Below are 21,292 nucleotides of genomic sequence, written 5' to 3' on the forward strand. Positions count from 1 at the left end.
CCCTTCCGGCCCCGGACGTTCGAAACGTTCCTACTCCCCCACTGTCCCCTGGTCTGTCTGCCGCCATTCGCCGGTCCCGTCCGGGTTGCGGTGGTACTCCCAGGCAGCGTAGTCGCCGTCGTTCTCCACCACGCTCAGCTGGTCGGCGTAGCCGTCGAGGTCGGAGTCGGTCCAGACGCTCATCGAGTCCGAGTTGGTGGTGGTGAAGGTGTCGAGGATGCCGTCGCCGTCGAGATCTTGGGTGGGGCTTTCCATCTCGACCGGACCCAGGCTGTCCAGCGATGAGGTGGCGTCGAAGCTCGGCATTCCGAGACCTGGGAACTCACCGGATACGGGCATGGGTCCTCCTGAGTTCCATCTATCGGCGCTACGGGTTTCGGCCTATCTTTCCATCTCGGGCACCGGAACGCAGCCCCCGGATCCCCGCCGCAGCGCGGCCGGTCGAGCGCATCGCCGGTTGGCACAGCTCAACCGGTCGGGGACCGAGGCGACTCCGTCGGTAAAGCGAGCCCTCGTGTGCCCGAGGGCAGCACGGTCGGCGCCGCAGCGCCCGAATGGGCAGCGCAACCATGCGGAATACAGCACAGCCCCGCTCCCATACGGGAACGGGGCTTGGCCTGCGGCTGATGGTGAGCCGAGGGTTCCGGCGCGCGATCAGCGTTTGGGCATCAGCAACCACAGCACCAGGTAGACCAGGAACTGCGGGCCGGGGAGCACGCAGGATACGACGAAGAGCAGGCGGACGATTCCGGAGCTCCAGCCGAAGTATTCGGCGATACCGCCGCAGACACCGCCGACCCACTTGTCGGTGGTGGAGCGTGTGAAGCGGCGTGTGGGGGCGGTCATGGCGGTCCTTTCGATAACGGGGACTACACACTCCACTGTCCGCGCCGTGGCGTGGGCGCGCATCGGTAGCGATACCGATACTCACCCTGATATCCGGCGTATCCGGACTCAGGGTCGACCCCGAATCTCCGGTCTGCCCAGCCGCCCGGCCTGGGGGCGCCTCGCTGTTTTCACCGCGACCGCCACCGGCGGCCCCCGGTGTCGCCCCTGCCGTCGTCCGGCTCGCGCGCGTCGAGAGCTCGACCGCACACGCCGCTTTCTCGTAGGACAGACGCCGGCCCAGCCCGAACCCACCGCAAGAAAGCCCACGAATACCTGTCCAGAACACCGGCTCGGGTTCATCCTCCGGTCGAAACAATTGCGGCCCGCTTCCTCGAGGCCGCCGGTGGCCACCCGCACGGACACCCAGCAGTTGGCCCTCGTCGCTGGGGGCCTCGAGGCCTCGGGCCGGTACGCAGGCAAGATGACGGGGTACAGGATCGGTTCATGTGCAGGTCAGGAGTGGTATGCAGAACATCGTCGAACGATTCGCCGCATCGGACACGCTCTCGGCGCAGCTCGGCGCGGATACTCTGTTCGCCCTGGTCGCGACCGGCCTCATCTTCCTGTCTGCCCTGGTATTGGGTACGTGGAAATATCACGGCATCCGCACCTCACCGGAGGGCGCGGCGCACGTATACGTCGATATCGCGCACCGCGCCGCCCTGATGTATGCGTTCGCGGGACTACTGCTGGCCGTGTTCACCGAGCTCAGCGCGTGGCCGACCGCGGTGAACCTGGTGGCCGCCGCGATCGTCCTCGCGTTCTTCGCCGGCGCCATCGCGACTTACGCGTGGCACGGATTTCGCCGCGACACCACCAACCAGTTCCGCGGCGAGATCGGTGTGGAGCTCAGGGTCACCATGATCGCGCTCGTGGTGGGCGAGATCGGCGGATTCCTGGTGTTGTTCAGCGGCTTCCTCTGGAGCCTGCGCTGACGACGTCGTGACCTATACGGCCGCTACCCGTTTGGCGATATCGTCGGCGATTTCCTCGGCCTGCGCCGGATCGGTGGCCTCCACCATCACCCGGACCAGTTCCTCGGTACCGCTCGGGCGCAGCAGAACACGTCCCGACTCCCCGAGCACGCGTTCGGCCTCCTGCACCGCGGCACGCACCTCCGCGGCCTCGGTAGCCGCCGCCTTATCGGTGACGGGCACGTTCACCAGCACCTGCGGCACCTTCTGCACCACATTCGCCAACTCCGCCAGCGGTTTTCCGGTCGCGGCCATCCGCGCCATCAACTGCAGGCCTGTGAGGACACCGTCACCGGTGGTACCGAAACGCGGAAAGACCACATGCCCGGATTGTTCACCGCCGAGGGTGAACCCGCCGCTGCGTAGTTCTTCGAGCACATAGCGGTCGCCGACACCGGTAGTGCGCACGGTGATTCCGGCGTCACGCATCGCGATATGCAGACCCAGATTGCTCATCACGGTGGCGACCAGAGTGTTCTCGGCCAGGGTTCCGGCTTCGTGCATACCGAGAGCGAGGATGGCCATGATGGCGTCGCCGTCGACCAGTTCGCCGGCGGTGTCCACGGCCAGGCAGCGGTCGGCGTCGCCGTCGTGGGCCAGACCCAGATCGGCGCCGTGTTCGCGGACCGCGCGCTGCACCTGTTCCATATGGGTCGAACCCACACCGTCGTTGATGTTGAGGCCGTCGGGTTCGGCGTTGATCGCGATGACCTGCGCGCCGGCTTCCCGGTAGGCGGCCGGACCGACCTCCGACGCGGCGCCGTGCGCGCAGTCCACGACAACTGTCAGGCCGTTCAGGTCGCGGCCGGTGACCTCGACGAGGTGCTCGATATAACGCTCATGGGTGCCTTCGAGACTGAATTCGGGCATATCGAATCCGGGATGCCGCGACCCCGGCGCGGCGAGCACCCGCCCGATACCCGCGCCGGTCGGCCGGACGAAATCACCGGCGCCCGCGACGGCCTCGATACGGTCCTCGACGCCGTCGTCGAGCTTGTGCCCGCCCGCCGCGAAGATCTTGATCCCGTTGTCGGGCATGGGATTGTGCGAGGCCGAGATCATCACTCCGAGGCTCGCACCGTGCAGGGCGGTCAGGTAGGCGACGGCGGGAGTCGGCAGCACACCGACGGGTAACACGTCCATTCCGGCGGCGGTCAGCCCCGCGGTGACGGCGGCCTCCAGCATCTCCCCGCTCGCGCGCGGATCCCGGCCCACCACCGCGACCTTGCGGCGACCGGACCGCACCTCGGTACCCAGAACCTGCGCCGCCGCGCCCGCGAGGCGCAGCGCGAGTTCCGGGCTCAACGAATCATTGGCCAGCCCGCGTACGCCGTCGGTGCCGAACAAACGTCCCATACCTTGCCCCTGTCAGTGAGTCCACAGCGCGCGACGCTCCTGCCGTAACGCCGTCGAGACGGCCGGCCGACGAGCACCGCGGTAGATATAGCACGAGAGCAGGCGACCAGACTCCGGCTGGTCGCCTGCTCTCGGAACCGACACCGGCCTGCCCACCCACATACCGTGAGCGGACAGGCCGGCACCGGTGATATCAGCGCTTCGAGTACTGCGGCGCCTTACGGGCCTTCTTGAGGCCGTACTTCTTACGCTCGGTGGCACGTGGGTCACGAGTGAGGAACCCGGCGCGCTTGAGCGCGGGACGATCATCGGCGTTGGCCACGGTCAGCGCACGGGCGATGGCCAGGCGCAGCGCACCCGCCTGCCCGGAGGGGCCGCCGCCGTGCAGGCGCGCGAACACATCGAACGATTCCAGGCGCTCGACGGTGACCAGCGGGGACTTCACCAGCTGCTGGTGCACCTTGTTCGGGAAGTAGTCCTCGATCGAGCGGCCGTTGAGCACGAAGTTACCGGTACCCGGCACCAGGCGCACCCGGACCACGGCTTCCTTACGGCGGCCGACGGTCTGGACGGGACGGTCCAGCGGAGCCGCGAACTCGACGAACTCGGCATCGTCTTCGTAGACGACACCCTCGTCCAGGACCTCGGCGGCGGCGTCTTCGACGACCGCTTCGTCGTATTCGGTGTATTCCTCGGGAGCGGTCACTGGGCCACCTGCTTGATCTCGAACGGAACGGGCTGCTGGGCGGCGTGCGGATGGTTCGGGCCCGCGTACACCTTCAGCTTGCCGGCGATGGCGTTGCCGAGCTTGTTCTTGGGGATCATGCCCTTCACGGCCTTCTCCACCAGGCGGTCGGGGCGGGTATCCAGCACCTCACCGATAGTGCGGGACTTGAGGCCGCCGGGATGCCCGGAGTGGTGGTAGATGCGCTTACCGTCGCGCTTGTTGCCGCTGATGGCAACCTTGTCGGCGTTGATGATGACGACGAAATCGCCACCATCCATATGCGGAGCGTAGGTCGGCTTGTGCTTGCCACGCAGCAGATTCGCTGCCTGAACGGCAAGACGGCCGAGCACTACGTCAGTGGCGTCGATGACGTACCACTGCCGGGTCACGTCACCCGCCTTCGGGCTGTACGTAGGCACAGTGCTTCCCTGTCTGTCGTCGATGCTGCCGGCCAAAATGCGCGGACGAGAAGTTCCCGGCGGCCGGTTGAGACCCGGGCCTCGGTGTTCCGCACACCAGCGGACCACGATACCAGCCGGGCAGTGCCCCCCGAAATCGGCCGCTACCGGCTCAGATGTCGAACGGAGGACCGGGGTCGGTGACGCCCGGCCGGCCGGGCACCAGATAGCGCAGGGTGTCGATACCGGATCGGCCGCATTCGACGCCGTCGCCGGCCGGAGCTTCCCGGCCGGGTGCGGGTTCGCCCGGGGCGGGGGCCGGTGCCTGCGCGTAGAGCGGACGCTGCAGCGGTACCACCCCGGCCCGGTCGGGCGGTTCCACCAGCACGCGCGGCATGGGCACACAGCCGGCGGCGCGATGCGCGATCAGGGTATCGACCGTGTGCCCGGCCGGACCGATGGCGCCGGTCGGCGCGATATGCGCCTGCGCGGTAGCCGACCCGCCGACGACCCCGGCTGCGGCGAGAGCCGCCACACCCAGCACGGTGTGCGCACCGAACATGTTGTCCTTCATCTTGTTCCAGAGCTTGCCCTTGCCCTGGTCGTCGTCCCCCTCGGTGTCACCGGCGGGCGCCCCACCCTGCTGTCCCGGGCCGGGCCGGCGCGGCACTGCGGCCTGGCTGCCGGTTTCGGGGTCCGGGGCGCGGGTGAACCGTCCTGCCGGTCCGGAGCCGGGGGGTGGTACGTCACCGCGGCCGACCTGGACGGTGGCGTCGTCGCTCGCCGGCCCCGGCGAGGTGCCGTACTGATGCTGCGGTCCCGAATAGGGATCGGCCGACGGATCGGTACCCGGTGCGCGACCACCGCCTCCTGGAATGGGCGCTCCGGGAGGCGCCGAACCGGGCCCGCCGGGCCGCGACGGGCCGGAACCCGAGGCGTTCGGGCCGGTGTGGGCCAGGTGCGGTCCTGTGCCCGACGCCCCAGTCGGACCCGGCGGGGAAGTACGCGGACCGGAACCCTCGGCGGGCGGGTGCGAATGCGGTCCGGCGGCGGGATTCCGCATCGGCGAACCAGCCACCCCCTCCGGTCTCCCGGGCGCTCCGTACTGCGGAACCGGCATATTCGGACCGTCGGGCGGCGCTGTCTGCGAGTAGCCCGCTGAGTCCCCCTCCTCGTCGTCGTCCTCGTTCTCGCTCACCAGCAGATGCGTGGCGCCGAGAACAAGGGCGTGCATGGGGTGTTCAGCCTTCTTCAGCCGCTGCCCGAGATGATTACGGAAGGCGAAGCGCAGGGTTTCGTTGAAGACGACCTGGCCCGCCAGCAGGACCGTCGAATTGTCCGCGCCGATTGCCCGGGCCGCGGCCATCACCTCGATCACGGTGTCGTCGGCGACCCGCGGGTCGCGCGTGGATTCGGGGTCGATCGGGACGTACACCGATTCGGTGGGCCGTTCCTCGTCGCCGTGGACTGCGACCACGAGCACATTGGCGCGGCCGTCGACCACTTGGCCGTCGAAATGGACCGCCGTCGCGCCGAGGCCGTCGGGCAGCCGGTGATCGGGTGCCCGGACCAGGCCGAGCGCCCGCACATACCCGGACAGCGCGATGGACTCCGGAATCGGCTCCACCTCGACATCGAGCTGCTCGACCAGTCGCGCGTAGGCGTCGATCTTCGGGTCCGGCCAGTCGTCCGGATACGGCAGCGCGATCACATCGGGTTTACCGCGCAGATGCGTTCCGACGGAGGCCAGCGGGTTGTAGAGGCGGGCCCGGAAGACCAGCTCGGCGGGCCACGTGGCGCCCGCGATCACGATCTGCGGATGCCCGAGGATCTCCCGTACGTCCGGAATAGCCATACCCAGGTCGGGCCGCTGCCGGCCCGCCGCGGCGGTATAGAGCTTGCCGGAGGCATCGGCCAGCAGATAGGCGGGTGGGTTGTAGCTTCCCTCGACCTGGACAGGGCGGATGGGCACGCCGGATCCGCCCGCGGCCACGGACACCACATCCCACCCGAGGTGTACCGCACCAACTCGCACCATCACAGGCATCAGTGTGCCTGGTGTGTGGCCGTCGCGCTCGCCGCCCCCACCCACCAGCGGTGCGAACAGTGGAAGCAGCCGGTCATCGATCTCACCGCGCCGACTTCTTGAGCCGCAACCGGCTCCAGGTGAGCAATGCGAGCACCACCGCGAGGGCCACCACCATGCCGATATCCAGGAACCACGCACCGCGGGTGTGTTCCCAGAGCCCGTCCGGTTGCGCCGCGATGAACAGCTCCCGAATATTCACCGTCGACGCCGCCGAGGCATATCCCCACCGCGACGGGAACAGCCAGGTGACCTGCTCCAGCACCACCCGGTCGGTGACCGGGATCATCCCGCCGGCCATCACCAGAAGGCCCATGATCGCCACCGCCAGCAGCGGCATCACCTGTTCACTGGACCTGGCCAGGCTCGACAACAGCAACCCGAGCACCACACAGGACACCGCCGTCACCGCGATATCGATGTACAGCTCGGCACCGCCCATCGCCAGCACCGCCCCCTCCTGCGGGCGCTTCTTCCCGAGCAGTACGAAACCGACCAGCACCGCCGACTGCACCAGCGCGGCGAGACCGAAGATCGTGACCTTGGCCCACAGGTAGGCTCCCGACCGCAACCCGACCGCGCGTTCGCGCACGTAGATCGTGCGCTCCCCCACCAGATCACGCACGGTGAGGGTCATCCCCATGAAGCAGGCGCCGAGGATCAGCACCACCAGCAGCATCTGCGGCTCCGAATCACCGTTGGGCACGAAGGTGCCGTCGTCCTGCTGGATCAGCGGCGGCCGGCCGAACCCGTTGCTACCGGGCACCAGCAGCGACAGACCGCCGAGCACGAACGGCAGCAGCACCAGGAACGCCATATAGCCGCGGTCGGCCAGGATCAACCGCAGCTGCCGCCGGGCCAGGGTGGAGAACTGTTTCCAGGCGCCCGACTGTGGCGGCGAACCACCTCCGCTCTGTCGCGCCGCGGGTGGCGGCGGGGGCGGTAGCGCCGCCTGCCGGGATCGATAGTGGGCGAAGGCCGCATCGGGGTTGGCGGCGACATCGGCGAAGATCTTGGCCCAGTCGCTGGTGCCGAGCGCGGATTCGACGCCCGCCGGGTTACCCGCGTAGGCGGTTTTCCCGCCGGGGGCCAGCAGCACCACTTGATCGCACATATCCAGGCAGGCCACGGAGTGCGTGACCACGATGACCACCCGCCCGGCATCGGCCAGTTCGCGCAACATCATCATGACCTGCCGGTCCAGTGCCGGGTCGAGACCGGAGGTGGGCTCGTCCAGGATCAGCAGCGAGGGGCCGGTGAGCAGTTCCAGCGCCACCGAGGCGCGTTTGCGCTGCCCGCCGGAGAGCCGGTCCACCCGGGTGTCGGCGTGCTCGGTGAGCGAGAGTTCGCGCAGTACGCCGTCGATCACCTGCTGCCGGTCGGCCTTGGAGGAGTCGGGCGGCAGCCGCAGTTCGGCCGCGAAACCGAGTGCCTGCCGCACCGTGAGCTGACGGTGCAGCACATCGTCCTGGGGGACCATGCCGATACGCGATCGCAGCGCCTCGTATTCGGCATGCAGGTCACGGCCTTCGAAGACCACCTGCCCGCCCGAGGGCTGGGTGCTGCCCGCGATCAGCCGGGACAGGGTGGATTTGCCGGCACCGGACGGTCCGATCAAGGCAGTGAGCGTGCCGCGTCCGGCCTGCATGTTCACGTCCACCAGCAACTGCTTGTTGCCTTCGACGGTGAACCCGACCCCGTGCACGGTCAATCCCTGTTCGGCGACCGGGCGCTGCCGGTGCGCCAGCGTGCCCTGGGAGACCTCGAAGTCGATATTGCCGATGGTGATGATGTCGCGTTCGCGCAGCACCGTGCGCTGCTGGCGGACGCCGTTGACGAACGTGCCGTTGGCCGAACCCAGATCCTCGATGACCAGGCCTTCGGAGCCCGCGACCAGCCGGGCATGCTTACGCGACGCCAGCGGATCGTTGACCACGATCTGGTTGTCGGAAGTACGTCCGATGGCCAGCCCGCCCGGCGGAATCCGGTCGGCCCGGGCTATCGGGCCCTCGCTGGCGCGGTGCCGCACCGGCGGTACCGCGGCAATACTTGCTTTGGCGGTCATGTTCACGTTGGCCGGTTGCTGCGGGGCCGGGCCGGACTGCGGGGCGGGTGGGGAATGCGGGGTCGCGGCCGAATGCGAGAGCGGACCGGAATGCGGGGGTTGTGACGGATGCCCCGGACTCGGCGCCCACGGCTGCGGCTGCTGATGCGGCGGGTGTTGCGCGAGCGGCGGATTCAGCGGGGCGGGGGCCCGCTGCGCGACCTGCGGTTGCGCAGCGGGTTGCGGTCGGTGCGGCGGCTGTGCCGGTTGATGCTGCTGCCCACCGGGAAATTGCTGCCCACCGCCGGGGAAATGCTGCTGCCCACCGGAGAACTGCTGCTGACCCGATGGGTACGGCTGCTGCCCGGACGGAAACTGCTGCTGCGCAGGCCGCTGCGCCTGCTGCTGCGGAACTCCGGACGGAACCAGCCACAGCAGCGGCCCGGTGATCGCGTCACCGAGCCGGACCTGCGTGGGCCGGTCGATCGGGACGGGCCCACCGAGCCGGCGTGCGTCGACGAACACCCCGTTGGTACTGCCGTTGTCGGTGAGCACCCAGGCTCCCGACTGCCAGGCCAGAATCGCGTGGACCCGCGAAACCAGCGGACTGTCGACGAACAGCGTCACCTCGGGCGCACGGCCCAAAGTGATCTGTTGATTCGAATCGAAGACACGTTCGGTTCCATCGTGGCGCACCGTGATAGTGCGCACCCCCGGTGCAGACATGCAGCGGATACTATTCCATTACCCGGGCATCGGAGATGCCCCCGCTTGGGGGGTGATCACCCCGCTCAGCGGGAGATGCCAGCACCCGAACCGGCCGAAAAATGGGGGAGGATCCATGCCGAAACTCCGGGTCGCCGCATTCGCTGTGGCGGCGCTGTGCGCAGTGCTGCTGGTCACCGGGTGTACCCGCGCCGTGGACGGCCGGGCGGTCTCGATCTACGACAATCCTTTCCAGGTGGCCGGGCTGCCCACGACGAGCGGCCCCAACGGGCCGCGCGCGAACGTCCCGCCCACCGATTTGAGTGCCGAAAACGGTGACGGCGGCGAGATCGACACGTTGGCGTTGAACGCGGTCACCGACGTCCAGGCGTACTGGGAGAAGCACTACGGCACCGAGTTCGAGGGCGAATTCGACCCGGTGGCGAAGCTGATCTCCTGGAGTGCCCGCGATTCCCGCCGCGAATCGGTGGAATTCTGCACCGAATCGACCTACCGGATGGTCAATGCCGCCTACTGCCGGCTGGACAACTCCATCGGCTGGGACCGGGAGCTGCTGCTGCCGACGATGTCGGAGACATTCGGGCAGATGGCGGTGGTGATGGTGATCGCCCACGAATACGGTCACGCGATCCAGAACAACGCCGATATCGTCGACCGCGACGATCCGGTCATCGTCAAGGAACAGCAGGCCGACTGTTTCGCCGGCGCCTACATGCGCTGGGTCGCGGAGGGCGAATCGGACTACTTCACCATCAACACCTCCGACGGCTTGAATTCGGTACTCGCCGCGACGGTCGCGATCCGCGATTCCGATCCCGACGACCCGGAAAGCGTGCACGGTTCGGCCTTCGAGCGAGTCACCGCCGTGCAGGTCGGTTTCACCGACGGCGCCAAGGGCTGCAAGGGCATCGATATGGACGAGATCGAACAGCGTCGTGGCGATCTGCCACAGAGGTTCGACGGCGCCTCCGGCGAATTCGATATCACCGAGGAGAGCCTGGTCGAACTGAGCAAGGCGCTTTCGGTGATCCTGCCGGTGCCCGACGAGCCGGCCTACAGCTTCGAAGGCGCCGAAATCGACTGCCGTGACGGGGTGTCCACCGAGCCCGTCACCTACTGCCCAGCGAACAATACGATCGCGACCAATGTCGACGGGCTCTCCGAACGCGGGGCGGCGACCGACGATTCCGATGTTCCGCTGCCGGTGAAGGTGACCGGTGACTACAACGGCTACGTCGTGTTCATCTCCCGCTACACCCTCTCGGTGCAGCGCAGCCGCGACCAGGAACTGGTGGGCGCGAAAACCGGATTGCGTGCGGCATGCCTATCCGGTGTGGCCACCGGCAAACTGGCCGAGACCGGCCGCGCCGAGGGCGACATCACGCTGGCCGCGGGCGATCTGGACGAAGCGGTATCCGGCCTGCTCACCGATGGTCTCGCCGCCAGTGATGTGGAAGGCAAGACGGTGCCGAGCGGGTTCTCCCGGGTCGATGCCTTCCGCGCCGGTGTGCTGGGCGGAGAGGAAACCTGCGCCGCCAGGTACGAGTAGTAGCGAGACCGGTAGCCCGTGTCAGGATCCGAAAGGTGGCGGCGCGGCGGATTCGAAGCGCAGCATGCGGTTACCGATCAGGATCTCCGTTCCCGGCACCAGCACCAGCGGCTGATGCGGCGGTACCCGCACCCATTCCCGGAATCCGGGTGCGCGGGTCCGGGTGCCGTTCGTGGATCCCCGGTCCACCAGCGTCACATCCCATTCGACCAGCAGGAGTTCCGCGTGTGCGCGCGACATGCCTCCCGAGTTGTCGGTGACCTGCAGCGGAGTGAGCCCGCGGCGGGCCGGCTCGGATTTCTCCGGATCGCGGCCGAGGACGGAATCGGTCTCCAGCAGATAGGTCGAGCCGTCGTCCAGGACCAGAATGCCCAGCGGAGGTCGCATCACCTCGATGAGCGGCTGGGTTTGATCCACCGGCATCCCGCACACACTGCAGAACGCCGAGCGCGGGTCGGTGGGGTGGGCGCGCGCACATTTGAACCCCCTGACCTTCACCGTCAGCGCGGCACCTTTCGCGGTGGCTTCGGTGCGCCGGCGCAGTTCCGCATCAAGGGGCGGGGCCCCCGGCGGGCCCTGCCGTACCCGCTCGCCCGAGCCCGGCTGCGGTACCGGGATATCCATATGTGGGGTGGGATGCGCGGGCGGCGGCCCGTGCGGCGAGCCGGACCGGTCCGGGAGTGAATCGGCGGTCTCGTCGAGACCCTCCCGGGGCACGCTCGGCCGCGGCGGTTGCCGACTGCTGATCTCGGTCTGTGCGTGATGAGGATCGGTGGGAGCCGGCCGGTCGCTGACCGGTCCGCGATCGCCTGCGGAGGCGACCGTCGCTCGCTCGGACAGTTGCACACTGTCCACCGGCGGATTCGGTACCGACGCGATCCGGCCACCCGAGTCGCGCCACACGACCGGCGATTCGCCCTCGCCGGGGCGCGGAGTGCCGGTCTCGTCCTCTGCATCGCGGTCGGCTGCCCCGGGCTCCGCCACCGGGTCCTCGTGCGTCGGCCCTGCCTCGGGGCCCCCGGCTTGCGGGCCATCCCGCGTCGCCCCCGCCGGGGAGTCCCCAGCTCCTGGACCACTCGCCGTAGCCGCAGAGCCTTCCCTCGCATCCGGAGTATCCCTTGTCCCGGGACCTTGCACGTCGTTCCCGGAACCCCCTGCTCGGCCCTCGGTCTCGGGACCTCGCCGCTTCGTCCCGGAGCTTTCCACTGTCGTGCCCGAGGTGCTCCGGTCCGCCGGAGCCGGCGTGGGACCCACGGTGTTTTCCACTGCCGGTCCCGCTACGCCGTCGACCTCCGGATCTCCGGACGTACCCCCGAAACCTCTCGCCGACATGTCCGCAGTTCCCGATCCCGCCGCCGGGATATCCGCAATATCCGGCCTCACCAGGGGTTCCGCGGACTGCTCCCGGCCGCCGCGCACGCCTCTTTTATCGAGTACCACCCCGCTGCCCCGGCCCGGTTCCACCGGCTCGGCAACTCGACGGGCCGCCGGCGTCCACGCGATCGCCCCGCCTGCTTCGGCGATGCCCTCGACCAGCCGGCCGATCCCGCGGGCGGCGGGAAGCTCCGGCCGGGCAGCCTCGTCGTCCGGATCCGTGAGCGGATCGTCGACGAACAGCGCCACCGCGCGGGAGGGGACGGAGGTGGTCCGGTCGACGGTGAACGCCCCGTCGCGGCCGTGGAAGTATTCGGTGGTCTCGCCGGCCACGACTGCGGTGACGGCGCCGTGCAGGAAGATCGCCACCCGGCCCGGCCCCGCGGCGGACAGGATCCCGAAATCGGCCGGACCGCCGGGGCCGGCCTGCGCCGTGTATGCCGTGAGCCATCTGGTGACGTGCCGGGCGATCGTGGCGCCGGGCCCCTCGGGTTGCCGGGCGCCGGCCTCGTAGACCAGTTCGGCCAGGGCCACCAGCGCCCGCACCGCGGGCGAATCCGGGGTGGGGCGACCGGCGCCGCGGTGGGCGACCAGCACCACCGCGCCCGCGACCCGGGCCACGGCATGCGGCCCGGGCACCACCTCGACCTGCTGGTCCTGCATACGGATCAATCTCCGCCCGGGTACTGCCGCGGATTATCTGCCATCACATCAGGGTATGGCACGGCCGCGACGGGCCCTCCCCGAGATCACGGGACGTCGGGTAACTTCGACACTGCAGCTTCGATCGGAACGAGAGGCGGCCCATGGTTCGGATAACACGTCGCGGCGCCGTCACCGCGCTGATTGCGGTTCTGGTGGCCGGGCTGTCCGGATGTGGTTCGGTGGCCGGGACGGCTGTGCCCGGCGAGATCGATGTCCGTACCCTCGATGTCGGCGCTTTCCCGGTCGACCGGTTCAGTTATCCACAGGGAGCCGGTGAACACGGCGTGGTGCTGGAAGGCATCCGGATGTCGGAGGCCGTCGTGACGAGCAGTCAGGTCGATCCGTCGCTGCGGTTCGGCCGGGGCTCGAAGGTGCTGCCGGACCCGGCGACAGCGGTCGATTTCCTGGCCAACGTGTCCGAGCCGATTCTGGAGAATCGCAGAATGGTGGTCGGTTATGCGGCCGGGGGTGCCGATCAGGAAGATCCGGAGGGGCAGCCCCGTCCCACTTCGGATGCCACCGCGATCCAGGTGGTGGCGCTGCGGTTCCCCGATACCGACAGCGCCGCAACGGCGGCCGAGGAACTGGAGGCGGCCGATATCGGCGTTTCGCCGGATAACCGGAAGCTGGAATCGGCGAAGCACCCACGGGCTCTGCTGCACTGGCGGCCCGGTGTCGCGAGTATCGGCGCGTTCCTCGCCCATGAAGAGTTCGTGTTGTCGCTGTTCGTCCAGCGCCCGGTGGCCGACAGCGCCGATCTGGTGTCGTGGGTGGACAGAACTCTGACCGCCCAGCTCGATCAGCTCGCCCGGTTCGAACCGACGCCGACGGCCGATATCGCCGATCTGGCGGTCGATCCGGAGAATCTGCTGGCGCGGGTGGTGGTCGCCGACCGGGAGGGTCACGAGCCGGATCCGGACCAGTTCGCTGTCTACGGCCGCAATTACCTGATCAATTCGGCCGACGATCAGCCCGCGCGGGCCCGGTTGCTCGATGAATCCGGGTTCGAACGCACCGCTTACGCCGCCGGCAGTTCCGTGGCGCGGGTGCGGGATCCGGCCGGAGCGCCGATACTGGTGAACGGCTTCATCGAATCGGCGGGTCCGGCCTACGATCCGATGCCGGCGCCAAAGGCGGTTCCCGGCGTGAAATGCCTCGAGCTCAATAGCTCCGGAGATCCGGAACGTCAGTACCGGTACCGGTGTTTCGTCCCGTACAAGCGGTATGTCGGTGTGGTGTCCAGCGACGACGAGACCGAGATCCGGCAGAAGACCGCGGCCCAATACGCACTGTTGGCAAATAGTTTCTGATACCACCCCGGCCTGGTGTGACCGGGCGGAAAACGTTGCCGCCCGGCCCTTCTCACCATCGGCGAGTCTTCCGGAATTTTGCCGCAAGGGCAGGCTAGCCTTACCGTGTTCTGCGTCTCACCGCAGCCGCAACACCCGATGACCATACACCCGCCCACCTGTACGTCGAGCGTGCTATACCCAATCGCTATCACACGCCATAGTTAGGTAAGCCTTGCCAGTGCCGCGGCCACGCACTAACTTCGCACATCGACTCGTCCGCACCGGTACCGCGATCCACGATTCCGAGAAGGGGAACTTTGGTGAAAAGCGTTCTCTCAGAACGTAAAGCGCTTCACCCACCCAGCATCGACGATATCGAGCACCGTGAGTTACCCGGCACCGCCGCACAGGCCCTGCGCGACCTGGCCGCTGAGATCGCCCGCACAGTGGCTCGCTCCTCGGCCGACGCCGCCGAATTCCTGGCCGACCCGGCCCTGCTGGCACAGATCGGCGCCCGCGCCGGTGACCTACCGGCGGCGGTCCACACCGCCGTCCGCCCACCGGCCACTGCCGCCGGTGCCTGCATCGTGCGCGGATTACCACTGTCCGACAGCGAAATCGGGCCCACGCCACCGGATTGGCAGTCCGCGGCACGGTGGAGTGCCGATCCCGGCCGGACACGCGGCTCGTTCGAATTGGATATCGCCATGCTGCTGCTGGCGGCGGCTGCCGGAGAACCGTTCGGCTGGGCCGGTCAACAGGACGGGCGGCTGGTGAACAACATCATCCCCGCGGCGGGACACGAATTCGAACAGTCCGGCGCCAGCAGCACGGTCCTGCTCAGCCCGCATACCGAGGACGCGTTCCACCCCCTGCGCGCCAATATGCTCATGCTGGCCTGCCTGCGCAACCTCGACTCGGTCGGCACCACGGTGTCGTCGGTACGGCGCGTCCGGCTGCCCCGCCCACAGCAGGACATCCTGCGCACGCCCACTCTGCCGATCCTGCCGGATGTCTCCTACGGATCCGCGTTCGAACGAGCCGAGGCCGTCCCGGTGCCGACCCTGTGGAGCGAACCGGGTCACGAGGACGACCCCGGTTCACTCACACTGCGTTTCGACCCGGCCTACACCCCTCTGGGCGACGCCGGCCCGGAGTTCCGGGAGGCCTATGCGCAGCTGGAACGCGAACTCGAACGAGTCTGCGCAGTACCAGCGCTACGCCGCGGTGAGCTGCTCCTACTCGACAACGATGTCGCCGTCCACGGCCGGGTGCCGTTCACTCCCCGCTACGACGGCACCGATCGCTGGCTCAAACGAGTGAACATCCGGCTACCCGAACGCCCGCGCCGCGCAGCCGAATCCAGGGAGAATGGATACGGTCAGCAGATCGTCGCGCCCTTCGCACCGATGCCGCCGCGACCGGCGGTATCGGTGCGGGAGGCGCGGGAAGAGCGGAACGGTGCAGTAGATGATCGAGGATCCATTGGGCACACGTGACCGAGCAACTCCACTGCGCGTCCTGAGCCGCAGCGACCTGGCCGATGTGCCGGTGGCTCCGGCCGAGGTGGTACGCGCCGTGGAAGAGGCCTATATCGCCCTGGCCGCGGGAGATTCGGACAACCCACGCAAACTCAGCGTCGCCAACCCCGACGGCTGGTCGGTGGCCTACGCCATGCTGGGCCGCGACGGCCGGCGCCGGGTGGTCGCGATGAAATCGTCGTACAAATTCGATCCCGGCCACGACCGCACCACCAAGCGCTACTTCACGACGATCACGCTCTACGACGACACCACGGGTGCCCCCATCGCCATGATGGACTGTGCGCGCGTGGGTGCCCTGCGCACCCCGGCGGTATCCGCGCTGCTCGTGCGGGAAACGCTGAGCCGGGACGCGGATTCGGTGCTGCTGATCGGCACCGGGACCCAGGGCCGCAACGCGCTGCCGCATCTGCTGGCCGCCAATCCGCAGCTGCGCAAACTGAAGCTGTTCGGCACGCATCCCGAAGGCATCGACGCGGTTCACCGCCAGCTCGCCGAGTATGCGCCGCATGCGCTGCTGGAAACGGTGGACGACCCCTACGCGGCGGCGCGGACAGCGGATGTCGTACTGGCCACGGCCGGGCCGGGTACCGAGGTCGCGATCGAATCCGAGCATCTGAAACCGGGGGCGGTGGTGGTCCTGGTGGGCTACGGTCTCGCCCCGTCCACGCTGAGCGACGCCGACCGGGTGATCGCCACCAGCGCCGAGCAGATGGCCTTGACCGGCACCGATATGGCCGACGAGGACGGCGTGCTGCGCCCGGTGGATGCCGAACTACCGCAGATCCTGAGCCGGCGTGCGGTCGCCCGCCGCCGCGCCGACGAACGAATCTTCGTCTACAACAGCGGCCTGGTCCTCACCGATATCGCGGTGGCCCACGCACTGGCCGAACGCGCCATCGCGGAGGGGCGGGGCACGGAGGTCGCGCTATGGGATTGACCGGAGCCGACGCCCCCGCGGGAGCCGGCGCCGGTTCCCGCGGTGAGCACGCGGGCACGGTGGCTGCACCGTTACCCGCGCACCGTGCTCTCTGGGAAGAGCAGGTGCTCGCGGATCCGCACCTGCTGGCGGATATCGCGTTCGCGGTCGGCGGGCCGTTCCATATGATGTATCCGGCCCGAGTGGTCGAGAACATTCACGGATTTCAGCGGGTTTTCGCTGCTGCCGGAGTTTCCGGATCGGTATTCTACGGGAAGAAGGCGAACAAGGCGGCGTGCGTCGCCCGCGCCTGCGCGACCGCGGGAGCAGGGGTCGACGTATCCAGTACCGGCGAACTCGTGGCCGCACTGGCGCAAGGCGTCCGCGGGCCGGATCTACTGGTGACCGGGCCCGAGAAGGCCGATGAATTGCATTGGCTCGCCGCCCGGCACGGCTGCCTGATCGCCGTGGACAGCGTGGGTGAGCTGAACCGGCTTGCCGACCTGGGCGTCCCGGTACGGATACTGCTGCGGATACTGCCGGCAGCTTCGGCCAGCCGGTTCGGAATGTCGGCGGACGAACTCGGCCGGGCGGTCACCATGGCCACCGAATATTCGTCGATCACGCTCCAGGGCTTCAGTTTCCATTTGTCCGGATACGACCCGGTGCCCCGTGCCGAATTGGCGGTCCAGCTACTCGATCGTATCCAGGCGGCCCGGACACAGGGCCATCCGGCGTCCATGATTTCCGTCGGCGGCGGATTCGGGGTGGATTACGTACCCGCCGACCACTGGGCCGCCTTCCGGGACGAAGCCAACCGCCGATGGTTCCATTCCGGGAAAGCCTTCGATTCGTACTACCCGTATTCCTTTCCCGAAGCCGGCCCGGCCATGCTGGCCGCGATTCTGGAACGCGACGACCTGGCCCGGCGGCTCCGGCAGACCGGCACCACCCTGGCGGTCGAACCGGGCCGCGCATTGCTCGACCGGGCCGGCAGCACCGTGTTCCGCGTCCAGGGTTACAAGACACGCCACGAGCACGGGCAGCCGTATCGGGTGCTGACGGTGGACGGTTCCAGCCTGAGTCTGTCCGAACAATGGTTCGACAGCGAATATCTGCCCGACCCGGTGCTCTGGCCCACCGCCGCCGGAACGCCCACCCCCACGGTCGTCGGCGCCGCCACCTGCCTGGAATCGGACATGCTCAGCTGGCGGCGGATTCCGCTGCCACGTGCCGCGGAAACCGGTGATCTGCTGGTCTATCCGAATACCGCCGGATACCAGATGGATTCCAACGAATCGCCCTTCCACGAATTGCCCATTCCGCCGAAGGTGGTGCTTTCGCAGGCGGCGGGCGGCCGGTTCCGCTGGGCTCTCGATCGACCCTGACAGCCCTTTCCATCCTGGCGGTAAGGCCGCCGGCCCAGGCCGCTTCGCACCGACCGCTATCGACGCCCAGGAGTTCTGCCATGCCCCTCGTCACCCGCGTGACGGACCTGATCGGCCGCACCCCCCTCTTCGAGTTGGCGACCACCCCCTCCGGTAGCCGCCTGCTGCTCAAACTCGAACAATTCAACCCGACGGGTGCCGCCAAGATACGGATGGCGCGGGAAATGGTTCTGGACGCGGAACGCCGGGGATTTCTGGGCACGGGCGGGCATATCATCGAATCCACGTCCGGAAATACCGGGCTCGGCCTGGCGGTGGTGGCCGCCGAACGCGGCTACCGGTTCACTGCGGTGGTCGACCATCACGCGAGCAGGGACAAATTGCGGGCCATGCGGGCAATGGGTGCCGAACTGGTCTTCGTCGCCGACGACGGGGACGACACACTGGCCACCTCCGCCCGCGAAGACCACGCCGAGGCCATGGCGGCCGGGCTACCCGATGCGTATTTCACCGAACAGCACAACAACGATGCCAACGCGGTGGGCTATTACGCGGTGGCCGAGGAATTACTGACCGAAGTGGACCGGGTGGATATCCTGCTCTCCGCGGTCGGCACCGGCGGCTCCCTATTCGGTACGGCGACCCGATTACGGCAGCTGGGATGTGTACCGCGCGTCATCGGGGTGGAACCGGTCGGTTCGATCGCGTTCGGCGGCCCCGGCGGACCCTACTGGCAGTCGGGCACCGGCACCCCGCCCGGGGCGACAATCGGCACCGCCGTCGACTACGACCTGCTCGACGAGGGAGTCAAGGTGTCGGATCGGGACGCCTTCGCCACCTGCCGCGCGGTATCCCGCCATCTCGGCCTGATGCTGGGTGGTTCGGCGGGCGGCTCCGTATATGCGGGACTGACCGGGCTCGACGAGTTTCCGGCCGGTTCAACCGTGGTCACCATCGTGTGCGACGGCGGCGAGAAATACCTCGACACGGTATTCGACGACGACTGGATGGCCGAGCACGATCTGCTCGACACCGCCGCCGAACGCGAGGTGCACGCGCTGTTGACCCGTTATGCTCCCGCGGGCCGTGGTACACAGCCGGTGGACGCGACCGTGCTCGGCGATGCCGCCACCGTCGATTCCGCTACCGCACGGCCGGACGAGCACACCCACGACGAGCACGACGATACGGAGGATTCGGACACCATGGTGCGGGCCCGGTGATCAGCACACCACTCTCGCGATATCGTCCCGACGGCCGCCGGCCGGCCGGCCCCGCCCCCCGGCGGTTCGCCGCCCCGGATTTCCGGCGGCTCGCCGCCCTGGCCACCCCGATCGCCCTGACCCAGCTCGCTCAGGTCGCGGTTTCCACCACCAATATCGCCCTGATGGGCAGTCTCGGTGTGCAGGCCGTGGCGGCGGGTGGGCTGGCGCTGGTGCTGTTCAACCAGATCCGCACCATGTGCGTCGGGTTGATCACCGGCAGCGGTAACCAGATCGCCGCGGCCGTGGGCGCCGCCGGGAAACGGGGCACCGATCCCGATCCGGAGATCCGCGATGTGGTGCGGTCGAGTTTCCTGATCGCGACAGCCGCCGGATTACTGGGCGGCGCGATTCTCATCGGCCTGGGCTGGTCGTTGCAATGGCTCGGCCAGGATGCCGGCGTGCTCGAACAGGCCCGGCCGTTGATGGTCGCCTTGGCTCCCGGGCTGCTGCCGTGCCTGTGGTTCCAGGTGCTACGCCAGTACACGGTCGGCATGCAGCGCCCACAGGCCCTGTTGTTCGTGACCCTCGGTTCGATTGCGGTCAACCTGGTACTGGCACTGAGTTTGATCCACGGCTGGGCCGGGCTCCCCGCCCTGGGCCTGACCGGTGTGGGTGTCGCGAGTTCGCTGGTCTTCCTGCTCATGTTCGTGGCTTTCTGGGCCATGGTGCGCCGCGACCCACAGCTGGGCCGTACCCTGCCGCTTCGGCCGTGGCCGGTGCGCCCGGCAACCGTTCGCGCCGAACTGCGGCTCGGTACGCCCATCGCGCTGACCTATGGTTCCGAAGCCGGGATGTTCTCGGTGCTCGCCTTGGTCATGGGTTCCCTGGGCCCGGCCGCACTGGCCGCGCACAACGTCGTCTACCAGGTGATCTATATCGTCTTCCAGGTCGCCATCGGTATTTCGCACGGCGCCTCGATCCTGGTCAGCCACAGTGTGGCGCGCGACGAAACCGCACACGCCCGCGGCCTTGCCTGGCTCGCGCTGCGGTGTGCCGGGGTGGTCGCGGTGGTCACCGGCCTGGCCTATGTCTTCGTTCCGCAACTGGTGCTGCGCCCGTTTCTCGATCTGGACGATTCGGCAACTCTCGATGTGGCCCGGTCGCTGCTGCTGATCGGTATCGTCCTGCAGTTCTTCGATGCGGCCCAGAACATCGGCACCGGGCTGTTGCGGGGACTGCAGGCGACGAACGCGGGGTTCCGGTTGTCGGTGGTCGGTTACTGGTTCGTCGGCCTGCCCACGGCAGTTGTTCTGGCCTTCCCCGCCGGACTGGGCGCCGCGGGAGTGTGGTGGGGACTGACCGCGGGCCTCGCCGCCACCGCCGCGCTGATGCTGCGCAAATACTTCGCCCTGCTCGACGAGCACGATGCCCTGGTGGCTCCGCACCATCGGGAAACCGTAAGTTAGGATTGCCTTTCCAAAGTTCACGGGAAAGGAGTGGCGGGGTGCGTATTGTCGTCCTGTTCGGTTCGGAAATGGGCACGGCGGAAAAGGTGGCCGAGGCAATGGCCGAGGAACTGACCGGATACGAGACCGTGGTTTTCGATATGTCCGAATTCGACCTCGCCGACCTCGATTCGGAGGCCTTCCACGTCATCGTGTGCTCCACCTACGGCGACGGCGACCTGCCGACCGGTGCCGAACCCTTCTTCGACGCCCTGGACGCACAGCAACCGGACCTCACCGGCCTCCGTTTCGCCGTCTTCGGACTCGGCGATTCGGTCTACGACAACACGTTCAACCGGGGCGGGGAGATCGCCGCCGAGAAACTCACCGCACTCGGCGGCATCCAGGTCGGCGACCACGCGCGCCACGACGCCTCCACCGAGATCGAACCCACGGCAATGGGCCGCGAATGGGTGCGCGCGCTACCGCTCGATACACGCCGGTTGAGCTTGAGTGCGGGGTAACGCCGAGCATCACAACCGAACCGGAGGCTTCGCGTCGTTCGTCTGCTATGAGGGTCAGCGCTGCTCGACGACACCGCCGCCACTGCTCCGGTTGTCCCACACCACACTGCGCCCGCCGGGCAACAGCACGAGAGCAGCCCGGCCACGGGGC

Annotated in this window: 17 protein-coding genes; 9 read left to right on the top strand and 8 right to left on the bottom strand. The window is 68.2% G+C overall.

Annotated elements, in window-relative coordinates:
- Window positions 1-30: 30 nt before the first annotated feature.
- On the bottom strand, window positions 31-339 hold the full coding sequence (locus tag NFL01S_RS09440; protein ID WP_033243442.1) for a DUF6802 family protein: 309 nt from the start codon (window positions 337-339) through the stop codon (window positions 31-33).
- Between the two features lie 315 nt (window positions 340-654).
- Window positions 655-846: a PspC domain-containing protein gene (locus NFL01S_RS09445; RefSeq protein ID WP_062973500.1), complete on the bottom strand. Its 192-nt coding sequence runs from the start codon at window positions 844-846 to the stop codon at window positions 655-657.
- Between the two features lie 506 nt (window positions 847-1,352).
- Here NFL01S_RS09445 and NFL01S_RS09450 point away from each other — a divergent pair.
- Window positions 1,353-1,823, top strand: a complete 471-nt coding sequence (locus NFL01S_RS09450; RefSeq protein WP_062973502.1) for a hypothetical protein — start codon at window positions 1,353-1,355, stop codon at window positions 1,821-1,823.
- Between the two features lie 12 nt (window positions 1,824-1,835).
- Here NFL01S_RS09450 and glmM read toward each other — a convergent pair whose 3' ends face one another.
- The 5 genes from glmM to NFL01S_RS09475 form a co-directional block, all read right to left on the bottom strand.
- Complete coding sequence (gene glmM, locus NFL01S_RS09455) at window positions 1,836-3,218, bottom strand: phosphoglucosamine mutase (protein WP_062973504.1); 1,383 nt, start codon at window positions 3,216-3,218, stop codon at window positions 1,836-1,838.
- A 193-nt stretch (window positions 3,219-3,411) separates the two neighbouring features.
- Window positions 3,412-3,924, bottom strand: coding sequence for a 30S ribosomal protein S9 (gene rpsI / locus NFL01S_RS09460; RefSeq protein WP_084492538.1), 513 nt, complete (start codon window positions 3,922-3,924; stop codon window positions 3,412-3,414).
- Window positions 3,921-4,364 (bottom strand): 50S ribosomal protein L13, encoded by a 444-nt coding sequence (gene rplM / locus NFL01S_RS09465; RefSeq protein ID WP_062973506.1) that lies wholly within the window; start codon window positions 4,362-4,364, stop codon window positions 3,921-3,923. The genes rpsI and rplM overlap by 4 nt, the downstream gene beginning before the upstream one ends.
- Before the next feature lie 151 nt (window positions 4,365-4,515).
- Window positions 4,516-6,381, bottom strand: a complete 1,866-nt coding sequence (locus NFL01S_RS36805) for a hypothetical protein (RefSeq protein ID WP_371851804.1) — start codon at window positions 6,379-6,381, stop codon at window positions 4,516-4,518.
- A gap of 91 nt (window positions 6,382-6,472) precedes the next feature.
- Window positions 6,473-9,199, bottom strand: coding sequence for an FHA domain-containing protein (locus tag NFL01S_RS09475; protein ID WP_062973508.1), 2,727 nt, complete (start codon window positions 9,197-9,199; stop codon window positions 6,473-6,475).
- A gap of 115 nt (window positions 9,200-9,314) precedes the next feature.
- Here NFL01S_RS09475 and NFL01S_RS09480 point away from each other — a divergent pair, with 115 nt between their 5' ends.
- Window positions 9,315-10,748, top strand: coding sequence for a neutral zinc metallopeptidase (locus tag NFL01S_RS09480; RefSeq protein ID WP_062973510.1), 1,434 nt, complete (start codon window positions 9,315-9,317; stop codon window positions 10,746-10,748).
- A gap of 21 nt (window positions 10,749-10,769) precedes the next feature.
- Here NFL01S_RS09480 and NFL01S_RS36810 read toward each other — a convergent pair whose 3' ends face one another.
- Window positions 10,770-12,785, bottom strand: coding sequence for an FHA domain-containing protein (locus tag NFL01S_RS36810; RefSeq protein WP_245670580.1), 2,016 nt, complete (start codon window positions 12,783-12,785; stop codon window positions 10,770-10,772).
- 143 nt (window positions 12,786-12,928) lie between these two features.
- Here NFL01S_RS36810 and NFL01S_RS09490 point away from each other — a divergent pair, with 143 nt between their 5' ends.
- The 7 genes from NFL01S_RS09490 to NFL01S_RS09520 all read left to right on the top strand — a co-directional run bounded on the left by NFL01S_RS09490 (window position 12,929) and on the right by NFL01S_RS09520 (window position 21,141).
- The gene (locus NFL01S_RS09490) at window positions 12,929-14,137 is read left to right on the top strand and encodes a DUF7373 family lipoprotein (protein ID WP_062973512.1); all 1,209 of its coding nucleotides are present in this window, start codon (window positions 12,929-12,931) and stop codon (window positions 14,135-14,137) included.
- Window positions 14,138-14,439: 302 nt separating this feature from the next.
- A complete protein-coding gene (locus NFL01S_RS09495; protein ID WP_062973514.1) occupies window positions 14,440-15,618 on the top strand; it encodes a TauD/TfdA family dioxygenase in 1,179 nt (392 codons plus the stop codon).
- Window positions 15,590-16,600, top strand: a complete 1,011-nt coding sequence (locus tag NFL01S_RS09500; RefSeq protein ID WP_062973516.1) for an ornithine cyclodeaminase — start codon at window positions 15,590-15,592, stop codon at window positions 16,598-16,600. The genes NFL01S_RS09495 and NFL01S_RS09500 overlap by 29 nt, the downstream gene beginning before the upstream one ends.
- Window positions 16,591-17,967, top strand: coding sequence for an alanine racemase (locus tag NFL01S_RS09505; protein ID WP_084492539.1), 1,377 nt, complete (start codon window positions 16,591-16,593; stop codon window positions 17,965-17,967). Before NFL01S_RS09500 ends, NFL01S_RS09505 begins: the two co-directional genes overlap by 10 nt.
- A gap of 80 nt (window positions 17,968-18,047) precedes the next feature.
- Window positions 18,048-19,190: a PLP-dependent cysteine synthase family protein gene (locus NFL01S_RS09510; RefSeq protein ID WP_084492540.1), complete on the top strand. Its 1,143-nt coding sequence runs from the start codon at window positions 18,048-18,050 to the stop codon at window positions 19,188-19,190.
- Between the two features lie 98 nt (window positions 19,191-19,288).
- Complete coding sequence (locus NFL01S_RS09515) at window positions 19,289-20,638, top strand: MATE family efflux transporter (RefSeq protein ID WP_062973803.1); 1,350 nt, start codon at window positions 19,289-19,291, stop codon at window positions 20,636-20,638.
- Window positions 20,639-20,676: 38 nt separating this feature from the next.
- Complete coding sequence (locus tag NFL01S_RS09520) at window positions 20,677-21,141, top strand: flavodoxin domain-containing protein (RefSeq protein ID WP_062973517.1); 465 nt, start codon at window positions 20,677-20,679, stop codon at window positions 21,139-21,141.
- The last annotated feature ends 151 nt before the right edge of the window (window positions 21,142-21,292 follow it).

It is taken from the genome of Nocardia flavorosea NBRC 108225 (assembly GCF_001613385.1).
Classification (GTDB): domain Bacteria; phylum Actinomycetota; class Actinomycetes; order Mycobacteriales; family Mycobacteriaceae; genus Nocardia; species Nocardia flavorosea.

What these genes read in the sequence shown, in the direction of transcription:
- NFL01S_RS09500 (WP_062973516.1), top strand. Translation starts at nt 15,590, where the DNA reads ATGATCGAGGATCCATTGGGCACACGTGACCGAGCAACTCCACTGCGC.
- NFL01S_RS36810 (WP_245670580.1), bottom strand. Translation starts at nt 12,785, where the DNA reads ATGCAGGACCAGCAGGTCGAGGTGGTGCCCGGGCCGCATGCCGTGGCC.
- glmM (WP_062973504.1), bottom strand. Translation starts at nt 3,218, where the DNA reads ATGGGACGTTTGTTCGGCACCGACGGCGTACGCGGGCTGGCCAATGAT.
- NFL01S_RS09450 (WP_062973502.1), top strand. Translation starts at nt 1,353, where the DNA reads ATGCAGAACATCGTCGAACGATTCGCCGCATCGGACACGCTCTCGGCG.
- NFL01S_RS09510 (WP_084492540.1), top strand. Translation starts at nt 18,048, where the DNA reads ATGCCCCTCGTCACCCGCGTGACGGACCTGATCGGCCGCACCCCCCTC.
- NFL01S_RS09440 (WP_033243442.1), bottom strand. Translation starts at nt 339, where the DNA reads ATGCCCGTATCCGGTGAGTTCCCAGGTCTCGGAATGCCGAGCTTCGAC.
- NFL01S_RS36805 (WP_371851804.1), bottom strand. Translation starts at nt 6,381, where the DNA reads ATGGTGCGAGTTGGTGCGGTACACCTCGGGTGGGATGTGGTGTCCGTG.
- NFL01S_RS09505 (WP_084492539.1), top strand. Translation starts at nt 16,591, where the DNA reads ATGGGATTGACCGGAGCCGACGCCCCCGCGGGAGCCGGCGCCGGTTCC.
- NFL01S_RS09475 (WP_062973508.1), bottom strand. Translation starts at nt 9,199, where the DNA reads ATGTCTGCACCGGGGGTGCGCACTATCACGGTGCGCCACGATGGAACC.
- NFL01S_RS09445 (WP_062973500.1), bottom strand. Translation starts at nt 846, where the DNA reads ATGACCGCCCCCACACGCCGCTTCACACGCTCCACCACCGACAAGTGG.
- NFL01S_RS09490 (WP_062973512.1), top strand. Translation starts at nt 12,929, where the DNA reads ATGGTTCGGATAACACGTCGCGGCGCCGTCACCGCGCTGATTGCGGTT.
- NFL01S_RS09480 (WP_062973510.1), top strand. Translation starts at nt 9,315, where the DNA reads ATGCCGAAACTCCGGGTCGCCGCATTCGCTGTGGCGGCGCTGTGCGCA.